Source organism: Erythrobacter sp. JB1-7 (assembly GCF_057365015.1).
In genome coordinates this window covers 1,478,140-1,500,156 of sequence record NZ_CP200291.1, presented here as the reverse complement: position 1 = coordinate 1,500,156, position 22,017 = coordinate 1,478,140, and the positions used below count along the sequence as shown (strand labels likewise).

At 55.4% G+C, this 22,017-nt stretch carries 23 protein-coding genes and 1 pseudogene; 6 read left to right on the top strand and 18 right to left on the bottom strand.

Going from position 1 to position 22,017, the window contains the following annotated elements; all coding sequences use genetic code 11:
- Positions 1–96 precede the first annotated feature (96 nt).
- The 5 genes from AC0V6W_RS07250 (at position 97) to queC (ending at position 4,498) form a co-directional block, all read left to right on the top strand.
- Positions 97–1,296 carry an acetylornithine transaminase gene (locus AC0V6W_RS07250; protein WP_486148584.1) on the top strand — a complete coding sequence of 400 codons (1,200 nt, stop codon included), beginning with the start codon at positions 97–99 and terminating at the stop codon, positions 1,294–1,296.
- Positions 1,296–2,252: an ornithine carbamoyltransferase gene (gene argF / locus AC0V6W_RS07245; protein WP_486148582.1), complete on the top strand. Its 957-nt coding sequence runs from the start codon at positions 1,296–1,298 to the stop codon at positions 2,250–2,252. Before AC0V6W_RS07250 ends, argF begins: the two co-directional genes overlap by 1 nt.
- Before the next feature lie 82 nt (positions 2,253–2,334).
- On the top strand, positions 2,335–3,261 hold the full coding sequence (gene hslO / locus AC0V6W_RS07240) for an Hsp33 family molecular chaperone HslO (protein WP_486148580.1): 927 nt from the start codon (positions 2,335–2,337) through the stop codon (positions 3,259–3,261).
- 66 nt (positions 3,262–3,327) lie between these two features.
- On the top strand, positions 3,328–3,753 hold the full coding sequence (locus AC0V6W_RS07235) for a DUF3617 domain-containing protein (RefSeq protein ID WP_486148578.1): 426 nt from the start codon (positions 3,328–3,330) through the stop codon (positions 3,751–3,753).
- A 46-nt stretch (positions 3,754–3,799) separates the two neighbouring features.
- Positions 3,800–4,498 (top strand): 7-cyano-7-deazaguanine synthase QueC, encoded by a 699-nt coding sequence (gene queC / locus AC0V6W_RS07230; protein ID WP_486148576.1) that lies wholly within the window; start codon positions 3,800–3,802, stop codon positions 4,496–4,498.
- Positions 4,499–6,085: 1,587 nt separating this feature from the next.
- Here queC and AC0V6W_RS07225 read toward each other — a convergent pair.
- The 18 genes and pseudogenes from AC0V6W_RS07225 to AC0V6W_RS07140 all read right to left on the bottom strand — a co-directional run bounded on the left by AC0V6W_RS07225 (position 6,086) and on the right by AC0V6W_RS07140 (position 21,128).
- Positions 6,086–7,262 (bottom strand): annotated as a pseudogene (locus AC0V6W_RS07225) (OmpA family protein).
- A 201-nt stretch (positions 7,263–7,463) separates the two neighbouring features.
- Positions 7,464–7,928 carry a DUF2793 domain-containing protein gene (locus AC0V6W_RS07220; protein WP_486148574.1) on the bottom strand — a complete coding sequence of 155 codons (465 nt, stop codon included), beginning with the start codon at positions 7,926–7,928 and terminating at the stop codon, positions 7,464–7,466.
- Between the two features lie 16 nt (positions 7,929–7,944).
- Positions 7,945–9,927, bottom strand: coding sequence for a phage tail protein (locus AC0V6W_RS07215; protein ID WP_486148572.1), 1,983 nt, complete (start codon positions 9,925–9,927; stop codon positions 7,945–7,947).
- Positions 9,928–10,130: 203 nt separating this feature from the next.
- Complete coding sequence (locus AC0V6W_RS07210; protein ID WP_486148570.1) at positions 10,131–10,553, bottom strand: NlpC/P60 family protein; 423 nt, start codon at positions 10,551–10,553, stop codon at positions 10,131–10,133.
- A 3-nt stretch (positions 10,554–10,556) separates the two neighbouring features.
- Positions 10,557–11,363: a DUF2163 domain-containing protein gene (locus AC0V6W_RS07205; protein WP_486148568.1), complete on the bottom strand. Its 807-nt coding sequence runs from the start codon at positions 11,361–11,363 to the stop codon at positions 10,557–10,559.
- Positions 11,360–13,684 (bottom strand): DUF2460 domain-containing protein, encoded by a 2,325-nt coding sequence (locus AC0V6W_RS07200; protein WP_486148566.1) that lies wholly within the window; start codon positions 13,682–13,684, stop codon positions 11,360–11,362. Before AC0V6W_RS07200 ends, AC0V6W_RS07205 begins: the two co-directional genes overlap by 4 nt.
- Before the next feature lie 14 nt (positions 13,685–13,698).
- Positions 13,699–14,271: a tail tape measure protein gene (locus AC0V6W_RS07195; RefSeq protein ID WP_486148564.1), complete on the bottom strand. Its 573-nt coding sequence runs from the start codon at positions 14,269–14,271 to the stop codon at positions 13,699–13,701.
- Entirely contained in the window at positions 14,264–14,461 is a 198-nt protein-coding gene (locus tag AC0V6W_RS07190) for a phage tail assembly chaperone (RefSeq protein WP_486148562.1), read from the bottom strand. The genes AC0V6W_RS07195 and AC0V6W_RS07190 overlap by 8 nt, the downstream gene beginning before the upstream one ends.
- Entirely contained in the window at positions 14,458–14,772 is a 315-nt protein-coding gene (locus tag AC0V6W_RS07185; RefSeq protein ID WP_486148560.1) for a gene transfer agent family protein, read from the bottom strand. The genes AC0V6W_RS07190 and AC0V6W_RS07185 overlap by 4 nt, the downstream gene beginning before the upstream one ends.
- A complete protein-coding gene (locus tag AC0V6W_RS07180; protein ID WP_486148558.1) occupies positions 14,769–15,176 on the bottom strand; it encodes a phage major tail protein, TP901-1 family in 408 nt (135 codons plus the stop codon). The genes AC0V6W_RS07185 and AC0V6W_RS07180 overlap by 4 nt, the downstream gene beginning before the upstream one ends.
- Before the next feature lie 14 nt (positions 15,177–15,190).
- Positions 15,191–15,577: a tail completion protein gp17 gene (gene gp17, locus AC0V6W_RS07175; protein ID WP_486148556.1), complete on the bottom strand. Its 387-nt coding sequence runs from the start codon at positions 15,575–15,577 to the stop codon at positions 15,191–15,193.
- Between the two features lie 167 nt (positions 15,578–15,744).
- Positions 15,745–16,296, bottom strand: coding sequence for a head-tail connector protein (locus tag AC0V6W_RS07170; protein WP_486148554.1), 552 nt, complete (start codon positions 16,294–16,296; stop codon positions 15,745–15,747).
- Positions 16,297–16,479: 183 nt separating this feature from the next.
- Positions 16,480–17,652, bottom strand: coding sequence for a phage major capsid protein (locus AC0V6W_RS07165; protein ID WP_486148552.1), 1,173 nt, complete (start codon positions 17,650–17,652; stop codon positions 16,480–16,482).
- A gap of 84 nt (positions 17,653–17,736) precedes the next feature.
- Complete coding sequence (locus AC0V6W_RS07160; RefSeq protein ID WP_486148550.1) at positions 17,737–18,144, bottom strand: HK97 family phage prohead protease; 408 nt, start codon at positions 18,142–18,144, stop codon at positions 17,737–17,739.
- Positions 18,141–19,307, bottom strand: coding sequence for a phage portal protein (locus tag AC0V6W_RS07155; RefSeq protein ID WP_486148548.1), 1,167 nt, complete (start codon positions 19,305–19,307; stop codon positions 18,141–18,143). Before AC0V6W_RS07155 ends, AC0V6W_RS07160 begins: the two co-directional genes overlap by 4 nt.
- A gap of 41 nt (positions 19,308–19,348) precedes the next feature.
- Positions 19,349–20,455, bottom strand: coding sequence for a DNA-packaging protein (locus tag AC0V6W_RS07150; RefSeq protein WP_486151494.1), 1,107 nt, complete (start codon positions 20,453–20,455; stop codon positions 19,349–19,351).
- A gap of 56 nt (positions 20,456–20,511) precedes the next feature.
- The gene (locus AC0V6W_RS07145; RefSeq protein WP_486148546.1) at positions 20,512–20,673 is read right to left on the bottom strand and encodes a hypothetical protein; all 162 of its coding nucleotides are present in this window, start codon (positions 20,671–20,673) and stop codon (positions 20,512–20,514) included.
- Entirely contained in the window at positions 20,670–21,128 is a 459-nt protein-coding gene (locus tag AC0V6W_RS07140; RefSeq protein ID WP_486148544.1) for a hypothetical protein, read from the bottom strand. Before AC0V6W_RS07140 ends, AC0V6W_RS07145 begins: the two co-directional genes overlap by 4 nt.
- Before the next feature lie 263 nt (positions 21,129–21,391).
- Here AC0V6W_RS07140 and AC0V6W_RS07135 point away from each other — a divergent pair, with 263 nt between their 5' ends.
- On the top strand, positions 21,392–22,012 hold the full coding sequence (locus AC0V6W_RS07135; RefSeq protein ID WP_486148542.1) for a YqaA family protein: 621 nt from the start codon (positions 21,392–21,394) through the stop codon (positions 22,010–22,012).
- The last annotated feature ends 5 nt before the right edge of the window (positions 22,013–22,017 follow it).

Below are 22,017 nucleotides of genomic sequence, written 5' to 3'. Positions count from 1 at the left end.
ATACAAAATTAGCGATGGCGGCTCTTTCAAAAAGGGTCGCCATTTGCTTTTGCGGATCAGGCGAACTCAAATTTACTCAATTGAATTGGATCACTCATGTCGATTAAGCCTCTCATGCCTGTTTACCCGCGTTGCGGCGTTCGGCCTGTAAGCGGGGATCACTGCCACCTGATTGACGAGGACGGCACACGCTATCTCGATTTTGCCAGCGGCATTGCGGTCAATCTGCTTGGCCATTCGCACCAAGGGCTGATCTCTGCGATCCAGGATCAGGCGAGCACGCTGATGCATGTGTCCAACCTGTATGGTAGCCCGCAGGGCGAAAAGCTGGCGCAGCAATTGGTCGATCACACTTTTGCAGACACTGTGTTCTTCACCAATTCGGGCGCGGAAGCGGTCGAGGCGGCGATCAAATGCGCGCGGGCCTATCATCAGAATGTGGGCGATGAAGGCGATGCCAACCGGTTTGAACTGATTACATTTGCCAATGCCTTTCACGGGCGGACCATGGCGACCATCAGCGCGTCAAACCAGACGAAAATGCATCACGGATTTTCCCCGCTGCTTGACGGGTTCAAATATGCAGAATTTGATGATCTGGAAAGCGCTAAGGCGCTGATGGGGCCAAACACCGCAGGCTTTCTGGTCGAACCGATTCAGGGCGAAGGCGGCATCAGGCCTGCATCCGATGGCTTTATGAAAGGCTTGCGCGCTTTGTGTGATGAGCATGATCTGATGCTCGTCCTTGACGAAGTGCAATGCGGCATGGCCCGCACAGGCAAGCTGTATGCCCATGAACATTACGGGATTGAGCCCGACATCCTCGCTTCTGCCAAAGGGTTGGGCGGCGGCTTTCCGCTGGGCGCATTGCTGGCCACGGAAAAAGCCGCGCGCGGCATGACTTTTGGCACGCATGGATCAACCTATGGCGGCAATCCGCTCGGCATGGCGGCCGGCAGCGCAGTGCTGGATGCGGTTGGAAATGAAGAATTTCTCGCCTCGGTTCGCGACAAGGGCGAACGGATACGCACACGGCTGGAACAGTTTATCGGCAATTATCCCGATCTGTTTGAGTTGGTGCGGGGCAAAGGCCTGATGCTGGGCATCAAGATGAAAGTCGAAAGCCGCCCGTTCTTTGTCCATCTGCGCGACAATCATCAATTGCTGACTGTGGCCGCCGGCGATCAGACCCTGCGGTTGATCCCGCCTTTGGTAATTGACGACGCGGAAATTGACGAGTTTTTCGACAAGCTATCCGCAGGGGCAGCCAGCTTTACTGTGCCAGAGCCTGCATAATGGCCAGCGAACCGATGGATCTGGCGCCCAATGTGCAAAGCTTCCTTGATCTGGAAGATGCAGGCGCGGATGCGCTCGCGGCCATGCTGTCCGATGCAATTGATCGCAAAGCGGCTCGTAAGGGCATGCCCAAGGGTGCCGCTGACAAAGACGCGCCTTTGGCGGGCCGCGTTCTGGCACTGGTGTTTGAGAAAAATTCCACTCGCACCCGCGTCAGCTTTGATATCGCCATGCGCCAATTGGGCGGCAGCGTGCTGATTTTGGAAGCCGGATCAAGCCAGCTGGGCCGGGGGGAAAGCATCGCGGACACTGCCCGCGTGCTGAGCCGCATGGTCGATGGCATCATGCTGCGCACCGATGATCACGCCAAGATCGAGCAGATGGCCGAGCATTCTTTCGTCCCTGTCATCAATGGCCTGACAGACCGATCGCATCCCTGCCAGATCGTCGCTGATCTTTTGACGCTGGCAGAGCATGGCAAAGCGCTGCCGGGACTGGAGCTGGCGTGGTTTGGCGATGGGAACAATGTGCTGCATTCGGTGCTGGAAGCGGCGGGACTGTTCAAATTCAACGTGCGCGTGGCCGTGCCAGCCGGGTTTGAACCGGATGCTGAATTTGTTGAAAAAGCGCGCGCGGGCGGATCCCTAGTTACTATCACGCAGGACGCCGCTGCTGCTGCGCGCGGGGCCGATGTTCTGGTGACAGATACCTGGATTTCGATGGGTCAGGCCGATGCCGACGAAAAACGCACGGCGATGGCGCCCTTTCAGGTGAACAGCGCGCTGATGGCACTGGCGAAACCGGATGCGGCGTTTTTGCATTGCCTGCCTGCCCATGTGGGCGAGGAAGTGAGCGAGGAGGTTTTTGAAAGCGCTCAATCGTTCGTTTTTGACGAGGCTGAGAACCGCCTTCACGCGCAGAAATCGGTGCTGCTTTGGGCGTTTGGCCTGTTGTAGGCAGAGGTTTTGGCGAGGCGGGGTGCGGGAGAAGCGGTGAAAGCCCCTTCTCCTTCGCCGTCCTCGTCACCATATTGCCGCGATGGCAAATCCATCTGAAACCCTGACAGAAACCTTCGCCGATAAATTGCTCGGCTTCACGATCCCATCGCGCAATGTACGCGGCCGCGCTGTGCGTTTGGATGGCCTGGTCAATGATGTGCTGTCAGCGCACGATTACCCTGCGCCCATAACGCATCTCTTGGGCGAGGCGCTGGTGCTGGGCGCGCTGATGGGCGGCCTGCTAAAAGGCGAGGGGGAAGAAGCGCAATTGACCATGCAAGCGCAAACGCAATCGGGCGCCGTATCGCTGCTGGTGTGCGATTTTCGCGGCGGAGAAATGCGCGGCTATGCCGATTTCGACGCAATAGCGCTCGAAAACCTGGGCGCAAACCCGCCGCTTTCTGCTCTGTTTGGGGAGGGATACCTGGCGATCACATTCGAAACTGGCGCAGATCAGCGGTATCAGGGGATTGTCCCGCTCGAAGGGGACACTTTGGCGCAGGCCGTAGAGACCTATTTCAGTCAGTCAGAACAATTGCCGACTTTGGTGCGCGTCGCCAGCCAATCGAGCGGCGAAGGGCGGCTGGCGGCAGGGCTGCTGATCCAGCATCTGGCCGACGGCGAAGAGGGGCGCGAGCGGCTGCATGTTCGCATGGACCATCCCGATTGGGAGCATGCATCGACCATGGCGGCATCAATCAGCCACGATGAACTGGTCGATCAAAGCCTATCCATGGAAGGGATCGTGTGGCGATTGTTCCACGAAGAGGACGAGGTGCGCATCCAGCCGGGCGCGAGCCTGACGCGCGGATGCCGCTGCAGCGCGGACTATTACGCCTCAGTCCTCGCCCGTTTTCCCGAAGCTGAGCGAGCAGAAATGCGAAACGATGAAGGGATCATCGCAGTGGATTGCGCGTTTTGTTCAAAGGTGTTTGAACTGGGTGAAGCTCAATTCATCGTTAATTAAGAACGCTTCGCCGATACACGCTAAGATATGCAATCATCTTTGGGGCTTTTGAGCAAAAGAAACCGAATGTTCTTTAAACAGCCAAAATTTCTTGTGACCGCGGCGATTGGTGCCGGGCTCGTATTGGGCTCAGGCACGGCTGCGGCTGTCGCACAAGGCGCGGACGCGGAGCTGGAAATGCTTGGGAGCCTGGCCAAGGGCGAATGGACGATCAAATTTCGAGATGGCTCGGCAGATCGCAAGATTTGCGTCAAAACGGGTCAGGAATTGATCCAACTGCGCCACACCCGTTCAGATTGCAGCCAGTTTGTGGTGAATGACAGCGCATCGCGAGCAACAGTCCAATACACCTGCCGCGGCGATGGCTATGGACGCACGGATCTGCGCCGTGAAAGTCGCGATCTGGTGCAGGTAGAAAGTCAGGGGATTGCTGGCGGCGCTCCCTTCCAGTTCGCTGCCGAAGCACGCCGGACGGGTAATTGCGCGCAATAACTTTGGGCATTGTAAGTTGCCCATACCCGGCTAATCCGGGTGCGCAATGACCGAACAGATATCGACACACTCTCCGCCCATAGCCGTCGTCCTGCTTTCAGGCGGGCTGGACTCAATGGTAACGGCCGCGCTCGCCCAAGAACAGGGCTTTCAGGTGCATGCACTAACGCTTGACTACGGCCAGCGCCACAGGCGAGAGCTAGGTGCGGCCAAGCGCATCGTCAAAGAGCTCAAATTGGCAAATCACACCGAACTCAACCTGGATTTAAGAGCCTTTGGAGGCTCTGCACTGACTGATGCGATTGATGTGCCAAAAATTGGAGTGGGGGAGGATATTCCGGTCACTTATGTGCCGGCAAGAAACCTGGTGTTTCTTGCTTTGACGACAGCTTGTGCGGAAGCAGCTGGAGCGAGGGATATTTTCATCGGCGTCAACGCACTCGATTACTCAGGCTATCCCGACTGCAGACCGGAGTTTATTTCAAGTTTTGCGGAAACTGCGCGATTGGGCACCAAAGCAGGCGTTGAAGGTGAACCTTTTTCGATCCATGCGCCGCTTCAGCATCATACTAAGTCTGATATTGCAAAAGAGACGGAGCGGCTTGGTTTAGACCCCGCCTGGAGCTGGTCATGTTACGATCCTACCCGAGAAGGTCTGGCCTGTGGCCTGTGCGATTCGTGCCGATTGCGCAGAAAGGGTTTTGCTGAAGCGCAAATCAAGGATAGTGCACTTTATTCAGCCTGACGCTAGGCCGGTCCGCGATCGCATGAATAGCGGAATGCGTGTGAAATAATTTGGTCTGACGAAGCAATGCCGGAGCCTGCTCAAGTAGATCAGCCTGTGCCAGCTTACAGTTTGCACGCCTTAAGCGTGCTCGTGCGGGTTAACGTGCTTAATTTTGTAGATCGGCAGATTCTTCTGGTCCTGGCGAATGACATTAAGGCGGATCTCGGCGTTGACGTTTCCTATCTTAGTTTCCTCTAAAGCAACGCTTTCGTCGTATTTTATTCTCTATTTGGGATCCCCCTCGGAAAATTGGCCGATGGTTGGAATCGGGGTTCGTTTGTTGACAATAGGCCTAATTCTATGGTCAGCAATGACTGCTTTGTCCGGATTGGCAAAGCATGCCACCGCTTTGACTGTCGCTAGACTACGCGTCGGCGTGGGAGAGGCGACTGCAAGTCCATCTGCCTATTCCATGACATCTGATTAGCTTCCCGCTCGTGTACGCGCAACGGCGTGAGCGATCTATTCGTCCGGACTTTACCTGGGCGGCGGTCTTGCGATCCTGATCGGGGCCTTGATTCTCGAAAATTGGAATGCTGCGTATCCCGCGAGCGGGCCTTTCGGAATTGTTGGTTGGCAATCGGCCTCCCTATCGGTTGGGCCTCCTGGAATTGTCCGAGCTACTTGTGTTTTGACGCTGCGGGAGCAAGTACTAGGTGTAATAGATGAAGCCTCCTCGCCTGAAGATCCGCGACCGTTCAACGGTCTCTTTTGAGTTCTAATCCAAGTAATTCGAGCACTTACGATCTTCGGTGCATTCATGCGGGGACCTGTAGCGCCGGCTGCAAACGTTATAGAAATAGTGGGATTTGCGCTCGCCGCGTTCGCTCTAACCAATATTGTGCTTCACCGGCTAACATTTGCCTGGCTGGGTATCTGACTAATGGCTGTTTCTTGCGGTTGGTTACTAAGCGGTTCTTAGCTCGGCTCCCGGGTTGAAAGCCAGAGATCTAGCGACTTTTCGTTTGACCGGAGGATCGCGTGTTGAAGAGACGTGCAAATGCCAGAATATGGGTGATCATCTTTGGCCTACTTGCTCCATTGCCGGCAATTTACATAGCCGTCACGTAAGATAGCTTAGGCCGGTTTAGATGTACAAGTTTCTTGGCCAATCTGTCGATTGGCTCTGCGCTTGGTGCAGCTGCCGCAAGCAACCAAGCGTTGGTTTTGCCGCGTATGCGCGGGGTCGTTACGGTTACTTTTTTCCTTGCAACCCTACTTTTTAGCCTTGGTCTTGGCTCGTGTATGGTGGGATACGTATCCGCCACAGGTGGTGACGATTTGTCACGAGGGGTTCTACCAAGCCTGGTTGTCGTGGTTCTATTCATCCCTGCTCTTCAGCTTGTGCCAAAGGCAATCGAGACAATGTTGGAGCGAGCTCGGTCTTCAGGTGAGCCCATCTGATTTCAGCTCAAGAATTTTTTGGCGTTACCTATGATGAAGGCAACGCCTTTCTTTGTGATTTCGCCCATTAAACCAAACACAAAAAAGGGAACCAAGCGATTAACTTGGCCCCCTTCTTTGTTACAACAAAGTTTCGTGTTCTTACATTCCGGAGCCCGGACCGTAGGAAACTTCAACTCGGCGGTTTTGCGGCTCGCGCACACCGTCTGCTGTCGGAACTTTAGGTTGGCTTTCGCCAAACGCGTTAGCGCTAATGCGAGTTCCTGGAACGCCCTTACCAGTAAGGTAAGTGCGAACAGAAGCGTTACGACGCTCTGCCAAGCCCACATTGTAGCTTACACTGCCCGAACGATCAGCGTGGCCAGCAAGCATAACGCTTGCATTACCGCAGTTTGCGTAGGCTGTCACAGCTGCGTCGAGCACTGTTGTAGCATCCGCTGTCAACACCGACTCATCCCAGTCGAAGAACACGATGTAGGGACCTTGTGTTGCAAACCGGAGCCGGCGGCGGTGGCGGCGGTGGCGGCGGTGGCGGCGGCGGTGGCGGCGGTGGCGGTGGCGGTGGCGGCGGAGGCGGTGGAGGTGCTTCGCCGCCAAAGTTGTAAATGATCGAACCCATCAATGAGTGCGAGCTGATTCCGGACGAGAGATCAAACCCACGCGTATCGATGATATTCACATCGTCAGCGTTAAAGTAGCGATACTTCAAGCCTGCATCCCAGCTGTCATTCAGCGGCGCGCGTACGCCTGCGAGGATCTGCCAAGCAAGGCCTGTGTCCGAATCGTCAAACGCTCCGGGCCCGCCCAAGAAAGCAGTTCCGTTCACGTCAACGCGCGCGACACCGATACCGGCGCCTGCAAAAGCCTGAACGCCGTCATCTGGACCGAAATCAAACAAGCCATTGAGCATAAAGCTCAACGCGTTGAATTCGCCAGCTGCGGGAAGTGTGGTGCCAGAAAAGGCCCCTGTTGGGAACGTTGTAGTGGTCGTACCTGGCGCAAGAATTTGCAGTCCGGCAGAACCAGCGGACAGTTCGTCCAAGTTTGCAGCACGATAGCTGGCTTCGGCTTCCAAGCGGAAGGAGCCGAAGTCATGACCGACAGCAGCACCAAAATCATAACCTGGATCGAAATCGGCGATTGCATCACCGGGGGCTTCGAATGCAGCTCCGCCTGATGTTCCCGCGATATCGAAATCAACGTCTTCGACGATCATGGCTCCGCCGTCACCTTGGATATACCATTGCCCTTCACGGGCCATGGCTGGCGCGGTGAGCGCGGTGGAGGCCATCGCCATACCTATGACGAAATTGCGCATTTTTATAATTCCCCTTTTATTTAGATGGAGGCTCGATGGTCCTCTAACTTCTCCCTACCGCAGTGGCAAGCGGACATTCTGTCCAAACTGTTGCATCTTTGCCGCTAACCCTTGCTCGCTGAGAAAAAACGACGGAAAACCGGTAGGTCTCAGGTTGTTTAGTGGCTTTAAAACCGCTGGCGAAGTATCTTCGACACACGGCTAAGGCGTAGTATCAGCAAAAACACCAGCCTCTCTTAAAACTTCGATAAGATGGTTCACAGTGGCTCGTGCTTCGACGTCTACTACGCTCCCGCCAGTGGGTGGACTCGGTTCGGATGCGAATTCCCAAGACGAACGATAAAAGGCGTACTGTCCAGCTTCACGATCAAATACTGACATACCTTCGATCGGATCAATAAATCGCCATGCACCCGCGATCCGCAACGCAAGCGTATCGTCTTGTCCGGCCCAATCACCTGCCGCAGGGTTCAATACAAGAAAACTATCGCCATCACTTGAGCTTGATGGCGGCACGGATCTGGACGCATTGATCGTTCTTGGCAGCAGGGCATCAATCATCGTGAACGTCTCGTTCACGAAGGGCTCTTTTTGCGCTTGGCCAGAGAAGAGAAGCGGAAACGAGAAATTTCTGCTTTCAGAAGCGAATGAGAATGGTTCAGACATTATGGTCTCCTGGGATTTAGGCGAGATTGTCTAGCAAAAGCGCTGGTGACTGGGCGTAAGTGCCGATTTGTTTGACCCACAAATCGCTAGGCCCGAAATCGGCGATGAGCTGATCGTTCACCGGGCCGGAAATGGAAAATCTATTAGTTTGTGAGTTCCAAGTTGCGTGCGGCGTAGCAACTGGCCCGAAGCCGATCAGGTATGATTCCTGTTCTTCGACGAGCGGCGTTTCAACGCTATTTTCCCAGCGCCACGCTCCCCGAGCCCGCCGAGCCCAGCAGTAGGTTATTGTGCCATCGCTTTCGGTTGAAGCGCGCGGGTGGACGGGCGTCGGCGGTCTAAGCGACAGTCCAGGGTTTTGAAATTCGGTGATTGCTGCGTCTGTATCGGCCGGGCCAATCGCGGCTATACGAGTGGACTGATCGGCTGGCACGAGTGCGGGGTTCAGCGATGTGATGCGGTTGTCCAAGAGAGTTATATCTGTCCCTATCGCGTGACCAGCTAACGCAAAGTCCTCGGTACCCGCCCGCCCGCGCAGCAGCCCTGACAATCTCCAGCGGTTGCCGCCTATTGATTCGGCATGCATAAACTGCATTATTTCTGCGCCAACTAACAGCTGGTTGGCTCCAGATGCCAATCCTGCGATACTGGTTTCTTCGAAGTTCAAATCGCTCGCGGGCAGTTGGACTTCCAACGAACTGGAGGGCTCGATCATTAACGATTGTGAGCTAGAAAGCGCAGTGACCAGCGAGCCGGAAATCGCTCGTCTACTCCCTGAAGTCCCGATTGGGATCAGCGATCCGTTCTGCTCAACATACAATGACGCGCCAGGCCACGCAGAACCTGATGACGTCGCAGCTGCATAAATGACCCGCTGCGATGAATTATCGGTTGCGGATTGGGGCACTTCGACCGCGCGCAATATGGTCGGGGTCAGCGCGATGTCGGCCGCAATTTTTGCGGTTCCGGAAGCGGATCCGACGGCATTAGCGAGTTCAGGCGCCGCGCGCTGGAGGGTGTATTCAATGCCGCGTTCGTACCATTCCCAAGCGACCACTTGCCAGATACCCGAATAGTCCGGGAGTCTAACAAATGCACCTGGGCCGATTGCGGGATCCAATTCAAATGTGCGCCATGTGATCTGTTCCTGAAGCCATCTTGACCGGTGCGCCTTTGAATTGACCAATTGCTTTGCGCCCTCAGCAGTGATCGTGGCTGGCAAATCAATCATGACTTCACTCCCACCGCCTCGCCGGCCCAATGCCCTCTGAACGCCTGGTTGGTAGTCGAGTTCTTCATCATAATAACGAAGTGAGATTGGTTCTCGAGCGGCAAGTTCCCCGCGTTGTCGGTGCCTTTCGTCAGCGTCGGCGGCGTCCAAAGCCATTTGCTCGGGCAAAATTGGCACTGATTCAGCAGCCGCACCCAGAGATTGCACGGTCACTCCGTCTAAACTGCTGATAGCAACAAGTGGGTAGACGCGATCAATTGCCGTTAGCGCGCTTGATACGGGGCCGCCTTCGTCGGCGAAACCGAGCGCATGCTCAAGGATTGCATGGTTTTGCGAATCCTGATTTGATGGCACGATATCTGAAAGTGAGACTTGCGCATCATCCAGCCCAAACACTTCGAAGGTCAGTGCTGGAATGCGATTGCCAAATTCTTCGAGCTGCAAGTCTTCAAAGACAATATAAGCGCAATCTCTGAATGCAGGAGCATCAGCGCCAAGCTCCGCCTCTATCAAAGGGTCGGCGTTGTCGTCGCCGCTGCCCAGATAAAGACGAACTGATCCTCCGACTTTAAGATCACCTTGCGCACCGCGAAGCAAATCGCCGTCGGCCCATATTCGTCCAACATCGGAGATCGGAGTGCTGGAAATGGCAACGGCGAATGAGACTGTGTAGCTGTAGTTGGTTCTGGATGGCTGTCCCTTGCCGCCTTGGGTCTCTGAACTTTCGGCGAGGTCGGTTGCCCAGATAATCGTGCCAGCAACGCGCATTCGACCAAAGCGTCGCGGGATTGCTTGGCCATAGCTAGACGTAGTCACCGATAGCTCGGTGAGGCGCGGCCCTTCAATTGATCCGCCTCCAAATACCGCTTGATCGACTTGTCGGCCGATAAGGCCACCGATCGCAGATCCAAAGGGGCCCGCAACGGCAGATCCGACAGCTGAAAGAACTAGAGTTGCCAAGGTCAAACCTTTCAATTCTGAGCAAGTCGCCACGACATGATCAAGTTGAGTGAAGAAACATCCAGAGATTGAACGACGACTCGTCGCAATCCGGCATGCGCGTGAATGTAAGTGTTCTGCGTGTTGCAGATAATGAGGTGCTGCTGCGCGGGACCAGGGCTGATCAATAGGACGTCCCCGGCCCGAATTTCGTCACAAGCCGGGACAAGGCCGCATTGTGACGCTTGCTCTAACCAACTTTCTACCGCCGTGTTTCGGAAACGGTAGCCGTGAATGGGTGAGGGGTGTATTCCTATTGCTTGGAGGCTCGCATGCACCAATCCTACACAATCCAAGCCCGTTTTCGGGTCTCTGCCTTGAAGCCGAAAGGGTGTCCCGATAAGCTCCCTCGCGGCAGCTACGAGGTGCTCCCCATCGGTGGTTGATTTTGTCAAATTCTAGCCGTGCCGCGCTAATAGGTCATTGCCCGGCAGATGAGGCTCACCGCGAAAATTGAGGATATTGTCAAATCGTGATGCACAGGCTGAGTGGGTGTGATCGCAGCCTTCTCTGATCTCGGCTTTGGTTCCGATCTGCGTGCCTTCTTTTAAGGGTCTGTCGAGCAGCAGGCTCGCTCCGTCGGTTGCAACGATCCCGAAGACAATGCCTGTTTGCGGTCCATCTAAAAACCGAACTTGACCATCGGCATAATCGCTTGTGTTCAAGCTATCGAATTCGATATTGTTGGCATCAAAGTCGATGGCTGAAAGCGTTCTGATAGTCGTAAAACGCTGTGCTGAAAGGCCGCATCTTGGCCCACAAAATTCGGCCCTGCAGGTTGGGCTAGTGCGAGGTACAAGGTCGCGAGAAAGCACAGACTTTGCTGAGCGCAGTTCGGCTGTGAAGCCGCGAGTATCATCTTTGATTGACCCGATTTTCCCGGAATAGAGAATTCGGTTCTCAAGAGTTTCCCAATCAACCGCGCCAACCTCAATCGACGCATTGTCAAACAGCCCTGCAGACAAATCCTTTTCGCGAATGGCATCGTGCGTCAACATGCCTTCCACTTCAGCATTGTCATCGGTCAAGTCGGATGTCAGCCGAATGGCTGCCGGCACCATTCCGGGTGCAGCGTGATGGCGTATTCCATCAAACACAATGTCTCGATCATGGCTTGTAAATGCGAGCGCAACCCCGTCTGGCCGGTAGATGCGCCAGATCATAGCGACTGTATCCAGCTCCCGATTAAAAAATACACGGGTCATGCAACCTCCCGCAGCTCGATCAAGGGAACGCTCGGCGCTTCGCCCGCTGTGAAATTGACCCCGGAGATGTCTATCCGGTCCTCTGCAAACCTAACCGGCACATCAAAAAGAAAGCCAGCGCGTATGTCGGCTCCTGATGCGGGAGCGGCGTTGAACCTGAGTGCACCTGTCGGGCTAATCGTCCACCCTGTCACCTGTTCACCATCTATGCTCACGCTGACGGTGCTATGCCTTGGACGGGTTATGGGGCGCAGCTGAGGATCCTCGCCTGATCCATACGTTTTGACCAATTGGAAATCTGTTTTGTGCCCGTCGCCGGTGCCGATTTTTTGATCCAGCATCGTAGGAGAACCCGTCATACCATTGGAGCTGTGATCGTAGGGGTCGCTGATCAAAAACCCTTTGGCAGCGCCGCGGCGAGCGCGGAAGAACGCGATCAGCTCTGCAAGCTCTGCTTCGGACCGAATGCCTGGTCCCACGTCAAAGTGGATCCGCGCATCCGACCACAAGGAATTGCGTCGTTCGTGACCTGACGCTGTTACAGAAACAGACGTTGAAAATTCCGGGGCAACTGCCGTGCCTCTACCAAGGGCGAAAGGGTAAAGCACGTCATCAATGGCTTGCATATTTTCTTCCTCACTGAGAGCTAGGCGGGTGTATCCATCGCGGCATATCTGCGGCATGGCCCACACATATCTGCGCGACACGCCGCGCGCGGCTGCCTCATCGAGGCCAAGATCGATGTGAGCCCAATATGGCTCTGCATCTTGGGCATTGAGGACAAATCCCGACAGGTAATCTTGATCGGCAAGGGGATAACCGAGACGGTCATCGACAAAAGCGTAGGCATCTCTTCTGGAAGCTGCCGCGCCCGCCGTGAGCCAATCATAGTCTTCCAGTTGCAGCCTATCAAAAGCGGGCTTTGCCCAACCTAACGGAAGGTTGGCGCGGTGCAATTCGGGCATTTTAGGATCGAGTATTGTGGGCGTGAATGCCAGCAGCAATATCTCCGCAGAATTGGTGGCTGCGCTGCGGATTGAAGCGGTTAGATCCGCTGTCGACTGCGCGAGCATTGCCCCGGCACTGTCAAGCAAGTCCATCTGTTGCGGTGATAGCGCGGCCCGCATGTCATTGATCGCTGGTGCGTTTTCGCCAAAAGCCAATTTTGCGGCATCATCGTACAAGCAGATCTCGCCTGCTGTTGTAACCCACCACCAGGGCTCGCCTATTTGAAAGCGAACTGGCTGACCGGCGTTTTCCAGCAAGTCGACAAATTCTGCCGCACTGTTTGCAACCCAACTCATCGCATCACTATTCGCAGGCGATAACAAGCTTGATGGTGGAACCCATCCAGTAAGAGCGGGATCTCCGTTTGCGGTCCGCTGTTTCCAGCTATCTGGGCAATACGCGTTGAAGAGCTCGTAAGAAATCGAAGCGATCACTTCCAGATCGAACACTCGCGCCTCTTCAAACAAGTGCGCGTGCCAAACACGAGCCGGCTCACAAAGCGTGCCTGCTTGATCCGCTAATAGAGATCCATCTCCTTGACGCTCGAGCCGCATAAAATGGCTCATCCCAACATAGTGAACGATGTCTTCCCTGTATCCCAGTCCGATGGTGTTTCGCACCAAACGCGCCGGGGTTTGATTGTAAGCGTCGTCAAACGCCGTTGCCATGCGTTCGCCGTGCACGGGTGTGCGCACGTCACCGATTTCGATCATGGCATTTTTGCCGTCGGCATTGATTTGAGAGATGGTGACGCGTCCATTTGCGCGCTGGCTCAATGGCAAATCGCTTCCAGCGACATAACCGGGGGCGACAATCGAAATGAACATCCGATCAATATCAGCAGCGTTTATCGGTATACCGGGAAGCCCATACCCGCTTTCAAGTTGTGAAAACGGAAGCGTAACGATGGCGTTTTCTGGGTCACCAGATGCGTAGTTCCAAAGCCTCACATACCAGGTCTGCGACTGACCTTGTGCGTCGCGCCCTTCAATGGTCAATGTCGGACCGAATGGTTGATCGAGTGGTACAGTATTGGTGGACTGCCAGCGAAAACTCAGCGTGGTGTGCGAGTAGTCTTTGCTGGTTGTGTAAGCCAAAAGGGGATGGTCAAGCGTATCCACACTTTCCCAAATCAGACCCACCAATTCACCTTCGTGGTGGAGTTCAAGATCGACCTGCAAAGAATCCGGCCCGGTCGAAACAACGGAAGCCATTGCGGGACGCGGGAAATTGACGGTCCAAAAACGCGGGTCAAAGCGCTGAATGTAGCTCGATTCTTGTGAATGGCGTATTTTCGCAAGCCAGAAAGCCATTAAATTTCTCCGCTTCAGCTATCTTGAAGAGCACGGCGAACGGCGCTTGCGACTTGTCTGGACGAGCGCTGCATGGCTGTGGGCGCGGCGGTTCCGCGAGGGGTTGCCAGCTGGATAGCGACCCGTACATCGCGATTGCCACCAATTGCATTGCTGCCTGTTTCAATCCGGCCTGCACTTGTGGGAACAAATAATTCCGGGCCCCTTTCGCCAACGACATATCCACGTCCTGGCGAAACTGGACCGCCTGTTGCGCGGCCTGGCAGGCCAAGCAGCCCGCTCAAGGTTGACTGTAGAAATCCCCCAAAACCGCCATCAGAACCGCCAAAAAGCGAATTCAAGCCGGAGCTAAGCGCATGGGACGCGATTTCATCAAGTGCGCTGAATGCGACGCGTTTGAGATCATCAAACCCCATGCTGCCGCTGCGCAAAGCGGACCGTAAACCGCGCTCCAACGTGTCACCAGCGCGGCCAAAACCGTCTAGTAGCGAGGAGTCCACTGTTTGCCGCATAGTCTCAAGGTCAGCCGAGAAGCCATCCGTTGTTGCGCGAACATCAATTACGAGTTCTTCAAAATTGTCATCCATTTGCGTCGCGCTCCATAATTTTTTCAATGAGGTCGTGGCTTGGCGGGGCGACTGCGGTTTGCTCAGGATCGCTTAGAGACATGGCAAGTTCGCTGGGTGTCGCTTGCCAAAATTCATTTGGCCGCCATCCCAGCAGGCGCGATGCCAAGCTGCACCAACGCGGCGCGCTTTCGCTGAATTGATCGCTCACGTTTTGCCTTGCAGTACTTGAGCAAGAACCGCGCGAACGGGTTTGGTCGCATTGACCAAGCCCATTGCGAGCAGAGCGGCACCCAAGTCTTCGCGTGATGGCCTGCCGCTGTCAGGAATGCAGTGCCAAATCAGGCCCGCCATTTCCGCGATCGTCATTGACCCGCTAGAAGCGCGTTCGACGAGGGCGAACAGCGAACCCAGCTCCTCCTCCGCCAGAATGAGGTTCTCAAAACTGGGACGAAGGACGTAGTCGCTCGTCCCAATCTTGATCGAAGTTTCCCCTCTTAAGGGATTGGCCGATTGGCTCACGCTGGGATGACCGGACCGGAGCTTTCCAATTGGAACGTGTAATTGCGTTCGCCATTGAAATCGCCCGAATAGTCGAGGCGCTGAACCAGAAAGCGGCCTCGCAGTTTCGCGCCGTCTTCGAATGATAACTCATAGTCATCAAGGGTGCCGGCAAGCGCATGAGCGCGGACGGCATCTTCGGCGCCGCTGCCGAGAAAAATACCGGCGGCGCTGACCGAAACCGATCGGGTTCCCGCACCTGAAAGAAGGTCGCGCCAGCCACCTGATTCCTTGTGTGTGACGACAACACTATCGCCATTGATGGTCAATTGGGTTGTGCGAAGGCCTGCTACTGTTTCGTAAGCAGGGGTAGCGGCACCATCACTGATCTTAAGCAGGAAGGCTGAGCCGTTTTGGGCAGACATGGCTTTCTCCAGGGTTAGCTTTGAAATATACGGATGCGGAATTCGAGAAGTGCTCCGCGAAGATTGACATCGCGCGCTTCGCTTCGTGCGCGCAGAAAGCGGATTGAGGCGATTTCGAAAGTTGGTTGAAAGCGCGGAAGGTCGATAACACGCGTTTCAATCGCGTTTACTAAACTTCCATCCGCGCCCGCTTCATCGGTCCGCGTTTCAAGCTCTAGCGCGATGCGCACTTCTCGGCCGCGGCGGTCCTTTGTGCCCCAGTCAGTCGAAGCGCTCGCTGCAATGCCCAACCAGGGCACGGCAGAACGAAGGGGGCTTTCCTCCTCAATCGCATTGATGGTGGTGAGTGCGGGATCAGCGCGCAGCCAATCAATCAGATGCGCGCGCAGTTCATTTTCCATTGGCTATCAGTCCCGTTCAAAAGTGGGCCAAAGATATTGGGGTGAGCGCCAGGGGTGCCCCTTGGAGCTAATCCCGGCTACCGATCGCTTGTTGTGATCTGTTGCTAAGCGTTTTCCCAAGCGTGACAGTCGCTCAACCAACGCTTTGGAATTCGTTTCTACTTCGATCATGTAAGTCGGACTTTGCGCCATGGCTGCCAGAGCATGGCCACACTGTGCGGTAGAGGCATGACCTTTGCATTGGCTTGATCGCGTTCGCGGAAGTAAAACGCGGCGAGACGGATAATTCCCTGCTTCAATGCAGGTGGAAGATCTTCCCAAATGTTCGCGATCCCGACGTCAAACTGAATCGCGAAGGATCCGGTATTGCCGGCTTCGGTTATCTGGAACCGAGCATTGCCATACGCGTCATAATCAAAATTGCTCGATTGATCAGCGAGCACATTGCGTGTGCCATCGCTTGATATGGTCTCGACTTTCGCCAAAGCGATGGCGGGGGCACTAGCGAGGCAATGCCATCCCATCTTTGCAGGAATTCGTTCCTCAACCGTTTTCCTCAGAGGCGCCTGAGCAATCGTCTCTTCGCAGGTTGCAAGGCTTGCTGCCAGCAAATCGATAAGCAGCGCGTCCTCATTTGGGCGGCTAACACCAAGCCAGGCTTTCAGATCAGCGAGTGCAGGGCCGGTAACATCAGAGGTTTGCACGATCGTCGGACGCATTGCGTTCTCCCGGATTTGCGAGAATTGAAAAAGGGTGCACCCGCGCCGCCACACAGGGCGAGTGGGCCGCCTGAGGGGGCGCGGGTGCGAGGTGCCGACCGGGGAGCAAGGGGGAACTCAACCCGGCCGGGAGGGCTTGAGCAATCTCCCGCTAATGCGAAAGGCTACTCAAAAGACTGCCGATTAAGCTTCGATTTTCAGAAGTTTGATGGCATTGCTGTCGAGCACTTTGCCGCCGACGCGCTTGGTTGCGTAGAAGTGGACGAACGGCTTGTTGCTGAACGGATCGCGCAGGACATTGGTCGCGCTATGTTCTGCGATCAGATAGCCATGGCGGAAGTTGCCGAACGCGATGGGGAATTCATCCGCTGCGATGTCCGGCATATCTTCTGCTTCAACCACCGGATAGCCAAGCAAGCGATCTGGTTGGCCTTCGACCATTCCAGGCTGCCAAAGGAAAGCGCCATCGCTGGTTTTGAGTTTGCGCACAGTGGCCAAAGTCGCTGAGTTCATCACAAAGCTGGCGCCCTGGCGGTGGCCGGCTTTAAGCGAGTGAATGAGATCGATCAGCTTTGCATCAGGCGCACTGTCGAAACCATCACTATCGCCCGATCCGATATACTGTACCGATCCAAATGCCCGAGTGCCGTCCACTGCCATGCTCGTGGTGGCCGTCAGAAAGCCTTCAGGTTGGTCTGAGCCAGTGCCAGAGACAAATGCGGCGCCTTCGGCGCGGGCAAATTCCATGGCAATTTCGCTAGCGAGCCAGTCTTCAAGGTTGAAAGCCGCATCATCGAGCATGCCTTGGCTTGCAGCGGGATTGGCATACAGATCGCCGCTTGGCGGGGCGATTTCGGCAAAGTTGGGCGCTGCTGTTTCTGGGCGCGTTGCAATTTCACTGACCCAGCCGGATGCAGTACCGCCAGTTGCGACCAGCTTGCGATAACCCGAAGTGCCAGTTTGCACGACCTGGGCGAGTGATCGGATTGGGCTGATCTCCTTTAGCTCCCGAGCGATCATCACGTCGATTGCTTTTGGAACGGCATAGCCTCCATCACTTGGTGTCGCACCATTCATTGATTTGATCTCCGCCTCTTGACCGCGGCGCAGATAGCCATTGACGAAGCCTTTGACTTCTTCGCTGCCAGCCACCGATGTGCCGATCGCAGGACGCGATGCTGCTCGGGCGACTTTATCCATCCGTGCTTTGACTTCTTCAACGTCGCTTTGCAGCGTTTGGATGTCGGCTTCGGCCTGATCTTGGCGAGCCACGATGTCGAAGCTCTGATCCAGCGGATCAAGTGCTTCGGTGGTCGAAGTGACCGCGGAATTTGGAGTGTTATTGGAGGTATCCATAGGGCATTTGGCCTTTCTTTGGGCATGAAAAAGGCCGCCCAATGGCGGCCGGTCGGAATACAAAATTTGATGTAGGTATATGCGTCAGAGCACGAAGTGGACGCGCGCTCCGAACTGCAGTGGGTGAGTGACGAGGCTGACCTCGAACAGGTCAATTCCAAGCAACTCCCTGCCCGCTTCGGATGTGCGCGCATTTCGCGCTCGATATCCAAAACTGAGCCCGTTTACTGAGGCTGTTTGAAGCAGATGAGCTGCTCGGCTGCCGGGGCAGTCAATTTGAGCGACAACACGCAAGCCGCGATTGTCTTCAGCAGCGATTTCAATTGTGCCAATGCGTTGGTCAGGCCGGTGCTGCCACAAAAGCGGCAGAGGTTCTGTGCGAGATCGCAGAGTTTCCGCAAAAGCCCCTTTGCGAATGGTGTCACCATCTGCATCTGCTATATCGAACAGCCCGGCATAGCCTGCAAACCGGATAGAAGGATGAGCGTTCATTGGCCTGCACCAGAGGCTTCTTCAGCCGGGAAACCCAACAATTCGCGTTTTTCCGCGCGGCTTAAGAATTCGGCATCGGAAACCTGTTTCCAAAGACGTTCGCGATCCTCTGACAGAGCCGTGATGCGGTCAAGATCAACAGTGATCGCAGCGTCAGGGAACCAGGGCTCGAGACTTTCGCTCAATGCGGAAAAGACTTTGTCTGCGAGCGGGAGCAGTGTGAGGCGCCAAAGAGCCCGGTTGGCCTCACGGTAGTTCGAATATGTGTTGTCGCCCGGAAGGCCAAGCAACATTGGAGGAACACCGAAAGCCAAGGCAATTTCCCGTGCCGCCGTGCTTTTCAGCGTAGCGAAATCCATGTCGGCAGGCGAAAGCGCCATGCTTTGCCATTTGAGGCCGCCATCAAGCAGCATGGGACGACCTGCATTGCTTGCTCCTGAGAACGCGTTTTCCAATTCAACGCGCAAGCGATCAAACTGGTCAGTCGATAATCCGGCCCCATCGCTTGTGTCATACACGAGCGCACCGGAAGGGCGGGCGGCGTTTTCAAGCAGTGTCCGGTTCCATTGCGACGCCAGATTATGGATCGCAATGGCACGGTGAGCTGCCGCGAGCGCTCCTGCACCGTAGTGATCCTCAAGCGGATGCATGGCTTTGATTTGTACGACACCGGGCCAGCCATCCTCGTCCTCGGCGGCGATTGTCATCGTATTGCCAGAGACTGTGTATTCGTAAGCGCATGGCCAGCCCGAGGCATCCGCAACCACTTTGACCCGGTCAGGTCGCAGCGCGAAAAGCTCAACCGGTTGCCCGCTGGCATCCTTGATAATGTGCACATATCCGTTTCCGTGAAGCAGGATATGAGCGGCGAGGGTTTCGACAAGGGATTGCCCCGCACTTGTGGCGGCGACCAGATTGGCAATCCGCGGCTCACTGCTGTTCAGCGGAGCTTGGCCCACGCCTTCTGCTACAATTCTAACGGCTCTTTGGGCGATAGGATTGGTGAGAAATCCATCTTGCACCGCGCTTGAATATTCATAATTGCGCGGGCTTGCTGAGCTCTCATAAGCGGAAAGCCAGCTTGGCCAAATCCCTTGTGAAAGCGGCACGCGGTTTTGCTCGCCGCTTTTGAAAGCAGCGAGCATTGTGTCGAACAACGCCATGAGTGTTCCTTTTTAGATTGAAATTCGAGAATTCTCGAAGGTCAGATAGATCGCACGCTAGGGCGCGATGCCGGGCCAAGCATGAGTTCGTGCAGCGCCCAGACAAGAGCATCAGCCCGATCAGGGCTGCGTCCGGGGCCTGCATAATCGCCGCCTGCAATAAGACCGCACAATTGGTCTTCGAGCTGCGGAAAGTTCCCGCAATGACGCACGCGGCCCGATGCATACAGCGCTGCAATGGGCTCAGCTCTGGCAGTCTTACTCCGAGTTGCGTGGACAAGTTTCACAGGCAGCGTTTCATTTGCAGCAAGCAACACACTTTCGACCATGGCGCCGCCTTGATTGGCCTCGGCGATAACACGGTCTGCTTCCCAGGCATCGCAGGCCTGAGCAACTGCTCTTGCCCATTCATTGGGCTGTGCACCCGCAATGGAGCAATCGGCCAAAATTCGGCCCAGCCCATCACTGCCAAGCGCCGCGACTACAATGCCGCATTCATCGCCATTGGTCGAAGCGGGCGGATCGACTGCGACAACCACGCGAACATGATCGGCGTGAATGCCGGTCTCTCTTACGCTTTCGATCAAGCTTCGGGACCATAGCGCCCCTTCGATGTCTTCGATCAGCTCTCCGCCGATCTCCTGTCTTGCCAGCCTAGAGCCTTCGAATTCGCTTTCGATGGCCGATAAGAAGCGCTCAGGTAAATTGGCAGCATTGTCATAGGTCGATCCGCGAGTGACGACCGCATCAGCGCTTGGCTCTTGGTTGAGCAAACGCTTGACCAAGGGCACGGAACGCGGAGTTGTTGTCGCTGTTACGCGGGGATCATTTCCCACACGCAATCCCATCAAAAGATTGTCCCAACACCGCGTTGCGCGGTCGTGAGCCAAGGGCCACTTTCCGATTTCATCGCACCAGGCATGGCTATGCTGCGGCCCGCGCAGTGTTTCGGGTTCGGCCGCTGAGAAAAGCTGTGCCTGCGCTCCATTAGGAAATTTCAACCGCCTTAGCGATGGTTCGAAAGCGGGCCGGCTTTCTGGCGGCGTGCACGCTAACAATCCGCTTTCTCCTTCGACCATGACGGCTCTTGCTTCGGCCAAAGACGATGAAACCAGCGCAATACGCGCGGCTGGATCGCTTTCAGCAATTGCCCTGACCCATTCGGCACCGGCTCGTGTTTTGCCAAAGCCTCTGCCTGCGATGATTAGCCAGATTCGCCAATCGCCCGGGGGGCGAGTTGGCTGTCGCGAGCAAAGTTACCCCAGTGAAAACCGAATTCCGCTCGCTCCTTCTTGCTAAGCGAAGAGACAATCATGTCCCGTGCATTGACAGGCGCATCGCCAAGCCAGTCCAGGCCGCCAATCATGCTGGTGACTTTTGGCTCTGTGCTTTTTCAAGTCTCAACTTCAACCGAATATCTTCGACTTTTCGGTCGATCGAAGCACGCACCTCGGCGGCGCTAACATTGCGCTGCTGCGCTTGCGCATGCACTACGTTGTCTCGGTGCGCGGTTAATAAGCGAATGGCATTGGCAAAGTCGTACTTGCTGTTGTCAGTTGCGGTCTGATCGCCTTCGCGCAGGCGGCGCAAAACTTCCATTTCCAGATGGGAATATCCTTCCCAAAGGGCAGCCAGCCAGTCCCGCGCAAAATCGGGTTCTTCGCGCCTTGCTTTGTAAGCCCGTGACGGTGTGACTTTAGCCAGTGCCGCAGATTTGGTGACATTTGAGCTTTCAGCCAAATGAGCGAGGAATTCCTTGCGCCAATGTGGGCTTGTCTTGCGTTGAGTGCAGGGCATTGACGGATTGCCGCGATTGGTCATGTTTGTTCTCCAGGCGAGGCAAGGCGGCAGCGGCCTGTTCTGAAAACCCGATAGGATAGTCAGAATAGCCCGCCAGAAAACGACTCACACTTTTTCGATGATGCCCTTTACTAACCAAAGAGCGTGACGTTGTCAATACAAAAGTGCCAAATAGGTTATTTCCCTCCCTCTTGCGCGCAGAGCTCCCGTCGCCTAGGCCGCCGACAACAGATGGAATGAGGGCCTTCGAATTGGCTTGGCTTCGCGCACTTTATGATTGGACTATGGCTAAGGCTGCCCATCCCAAAGCGGTTTGGTGGCTCGCGTTTTTCTGCTTCATCGAATCCAGCTTTTTCCCGATCCCGCCTCACCCCCTTTTGGGATTGATGTGCCTCGCAGAGCCAAAGAAGGCTTTGCGGTTTTCTGTCATAGCAACACTCGCTTCGGTTGCGGGCGGGCTGCTTGGCTATGCGATTGGGTTCTACTTGCGCGAATCTGTCGGCGAGCCTCTGTTGGCGCTGATCGGCCTTTTGGACAGCGTCCCTGCTGCTGAGTGCACTTTCAACGAATACGGGGTTTATGCGGTAACAATCGCCGCTGCGACGCCGGTGCCGTTTAAGCTTCTGACGATCACCGCAGGGTTTCTCAGCATGGACCTGCTGCCATTCACGCTTGCTGCATTTGCAGGGCGAGCGCTCATTTTTGTGACCGTTGGAGTTTTATTTCAGGTCTTCGGACGCCCAATCAAGCGGATCATTGATCAATATCTGGGCACAGTGACCACGGTGTTTGTCATTCTGGTCGTAGGAGGGTTCCTCGCCATAACTCAGCTTGCCGGTGAGGGAGAGGATGACGATCCGTGCGCTGCAACTTCAAGCCAGGTTGTTCCCGACCAGTCAAATTAGCCAGA

What these genes read in the sequence shown, in the direction of transcription:
- AC0V6W_RS07140 (WP_486148544.1), bottom strand. Translation starts at nt 21,128, where the DNA reads ATGACCAATCGCGGCAATCCGTCAATGCCCTGCACTCAACGCAAGACA.
- AC0V6W_RS07155 (WP_486148548.1), bottom strand. Translation starts at nt 19,307, where the DNA reads ATGGCGTTGTTCGACACAATGCTCGCTGCTTTCAAAAGCGGCGAGCAA.
- AC0V6W_RS07205 (WP_486148568.1), bottom strand. Translation starts at nt 11,363, where the DNA reads ATGACCCGTGTATTTTTTAATCGGGAGCTGGATACAGTCGCTATGATC.
- AC0V6W_RS07200 (WP_486148566.1), bottom strand. Translation starts at nt 13,684, where the DNA reads ATGGCTTTCTGGCTTGCGAAAATACGCCATTCACAAGAATCGAGCTAC.
- queC (WP_486148576.1), top strand. Translation starts at nt 3,800, where the DNA reads ATGACCGAACAGATATCGACACACTCTCCGCCCATAGCCGTCGTCCTG.
- AC0V6W_RS07220 (WP_486148574.1), bottom strand. Translation starts at nt 7,928, where the DNA reads ATGTCTGAACCATTCTCATTCGCTTCTGAAAGCAGAAATTTCTCGTTT.
- argF (WP_486148582.1), top strand. Translation starts at nt 1,296, where the DNA reads ATGGCCAGCGAACCGATGGATCTGGCGCCCAATGTGCAAAGCTTCCTT.
- AC0V6W_RS07165 (WP_486148552.1), bottom strand. Translation starts at nt 17,652, where the DNA reads ATGGATACCTCCAATAACACTCCAAATTCCGCGGTCACTTCGACCACC.
- AC0V6W_RS07195 (WP_486148564.1), bottom strand. Translation starts at nt 14,271, where the DNA reads ATGGATGACAATTTTGAAGAACTCGTAATTGATGTTCGCGCAACAACG.
- AC0V6W_RS07135 (WP_486148542.1), top strand. Translation starts at nt 21,392, where the DNA reads ATGGCTAAGGCTGCCCATCCCAAAGCGGTTTGGTGGCTCGCGTTTTTC.
- AC0V6W_RS07215 (WP_486148572.1), bottom strand. Translation starts at nt 9,927, where the DNA reads ATGCGCGTTGCTGGCACGATTATCTGGGCAACCGACCTCGCCGAAAGT.
- AC0V6W_RS07250 (WP_486148584.1), top strand. Translation starts at nt 97, where the DNA reads ATGTCGATTAAGCCTCTCATGCCTGTTTACCCGCGTTGCGGCGTTCGG.
- AC0V6W_RS07170 (WP_486148554.1), bottom strand. Translation starts at nt 16,296, where the DNA reads ATGCGTCCGACGATCGTGCAAACCTCTGATGTTACCGGCCCTGCACTC.
- AC0V6W_RS07235 (WP_486148578.1), top strand. Translation starts at nt 3,328, where the DNA reads ATGTTCTTTAAACAGCCAAAATTTCTTGTGACCGCGGCGATTGGTGCC.
- AC0V6W_RS07145 (WP_486148546.1), bottom strand. Translation starts at nt 20,673, where the DNA reads ATGATTGGCGGCCTGGACTGGCTTGGCGATGCGCCTGTCAATGCACGG.
- hslO (WP_486148580.1), top strand. Translation starts at nt 2,335, where the DNA reads ATGGCAAATCCATCTGAAACCCTGACAGAAACCTTCGCCGATAAATTG.
- gp17 (WP_486148556.1), bottom strand. Translation starts at nt 15,577, where the DNA reads ATGGAAAATGAACTGCGCGCGCATCTGATTGATTGGCTGCGCGCTGAT.
- AC0V6W_RS07180 (WP_486148558.1), bottom strand. Translation starts at nt 15,176, where the DNA reads ATGTCTGCCCAAAACGGCTCAGCCTTCCTGCTTAAGATCAGTGATGGT.
- AC0V6W_RS07160 (WP_486148550.1), bottom strand. Translation starts at nt 18,144, where the DNA reads ATGAACGCTCATCCTTCTATCCGGTTTGCAGGCTATGCCGGGCTGTTC.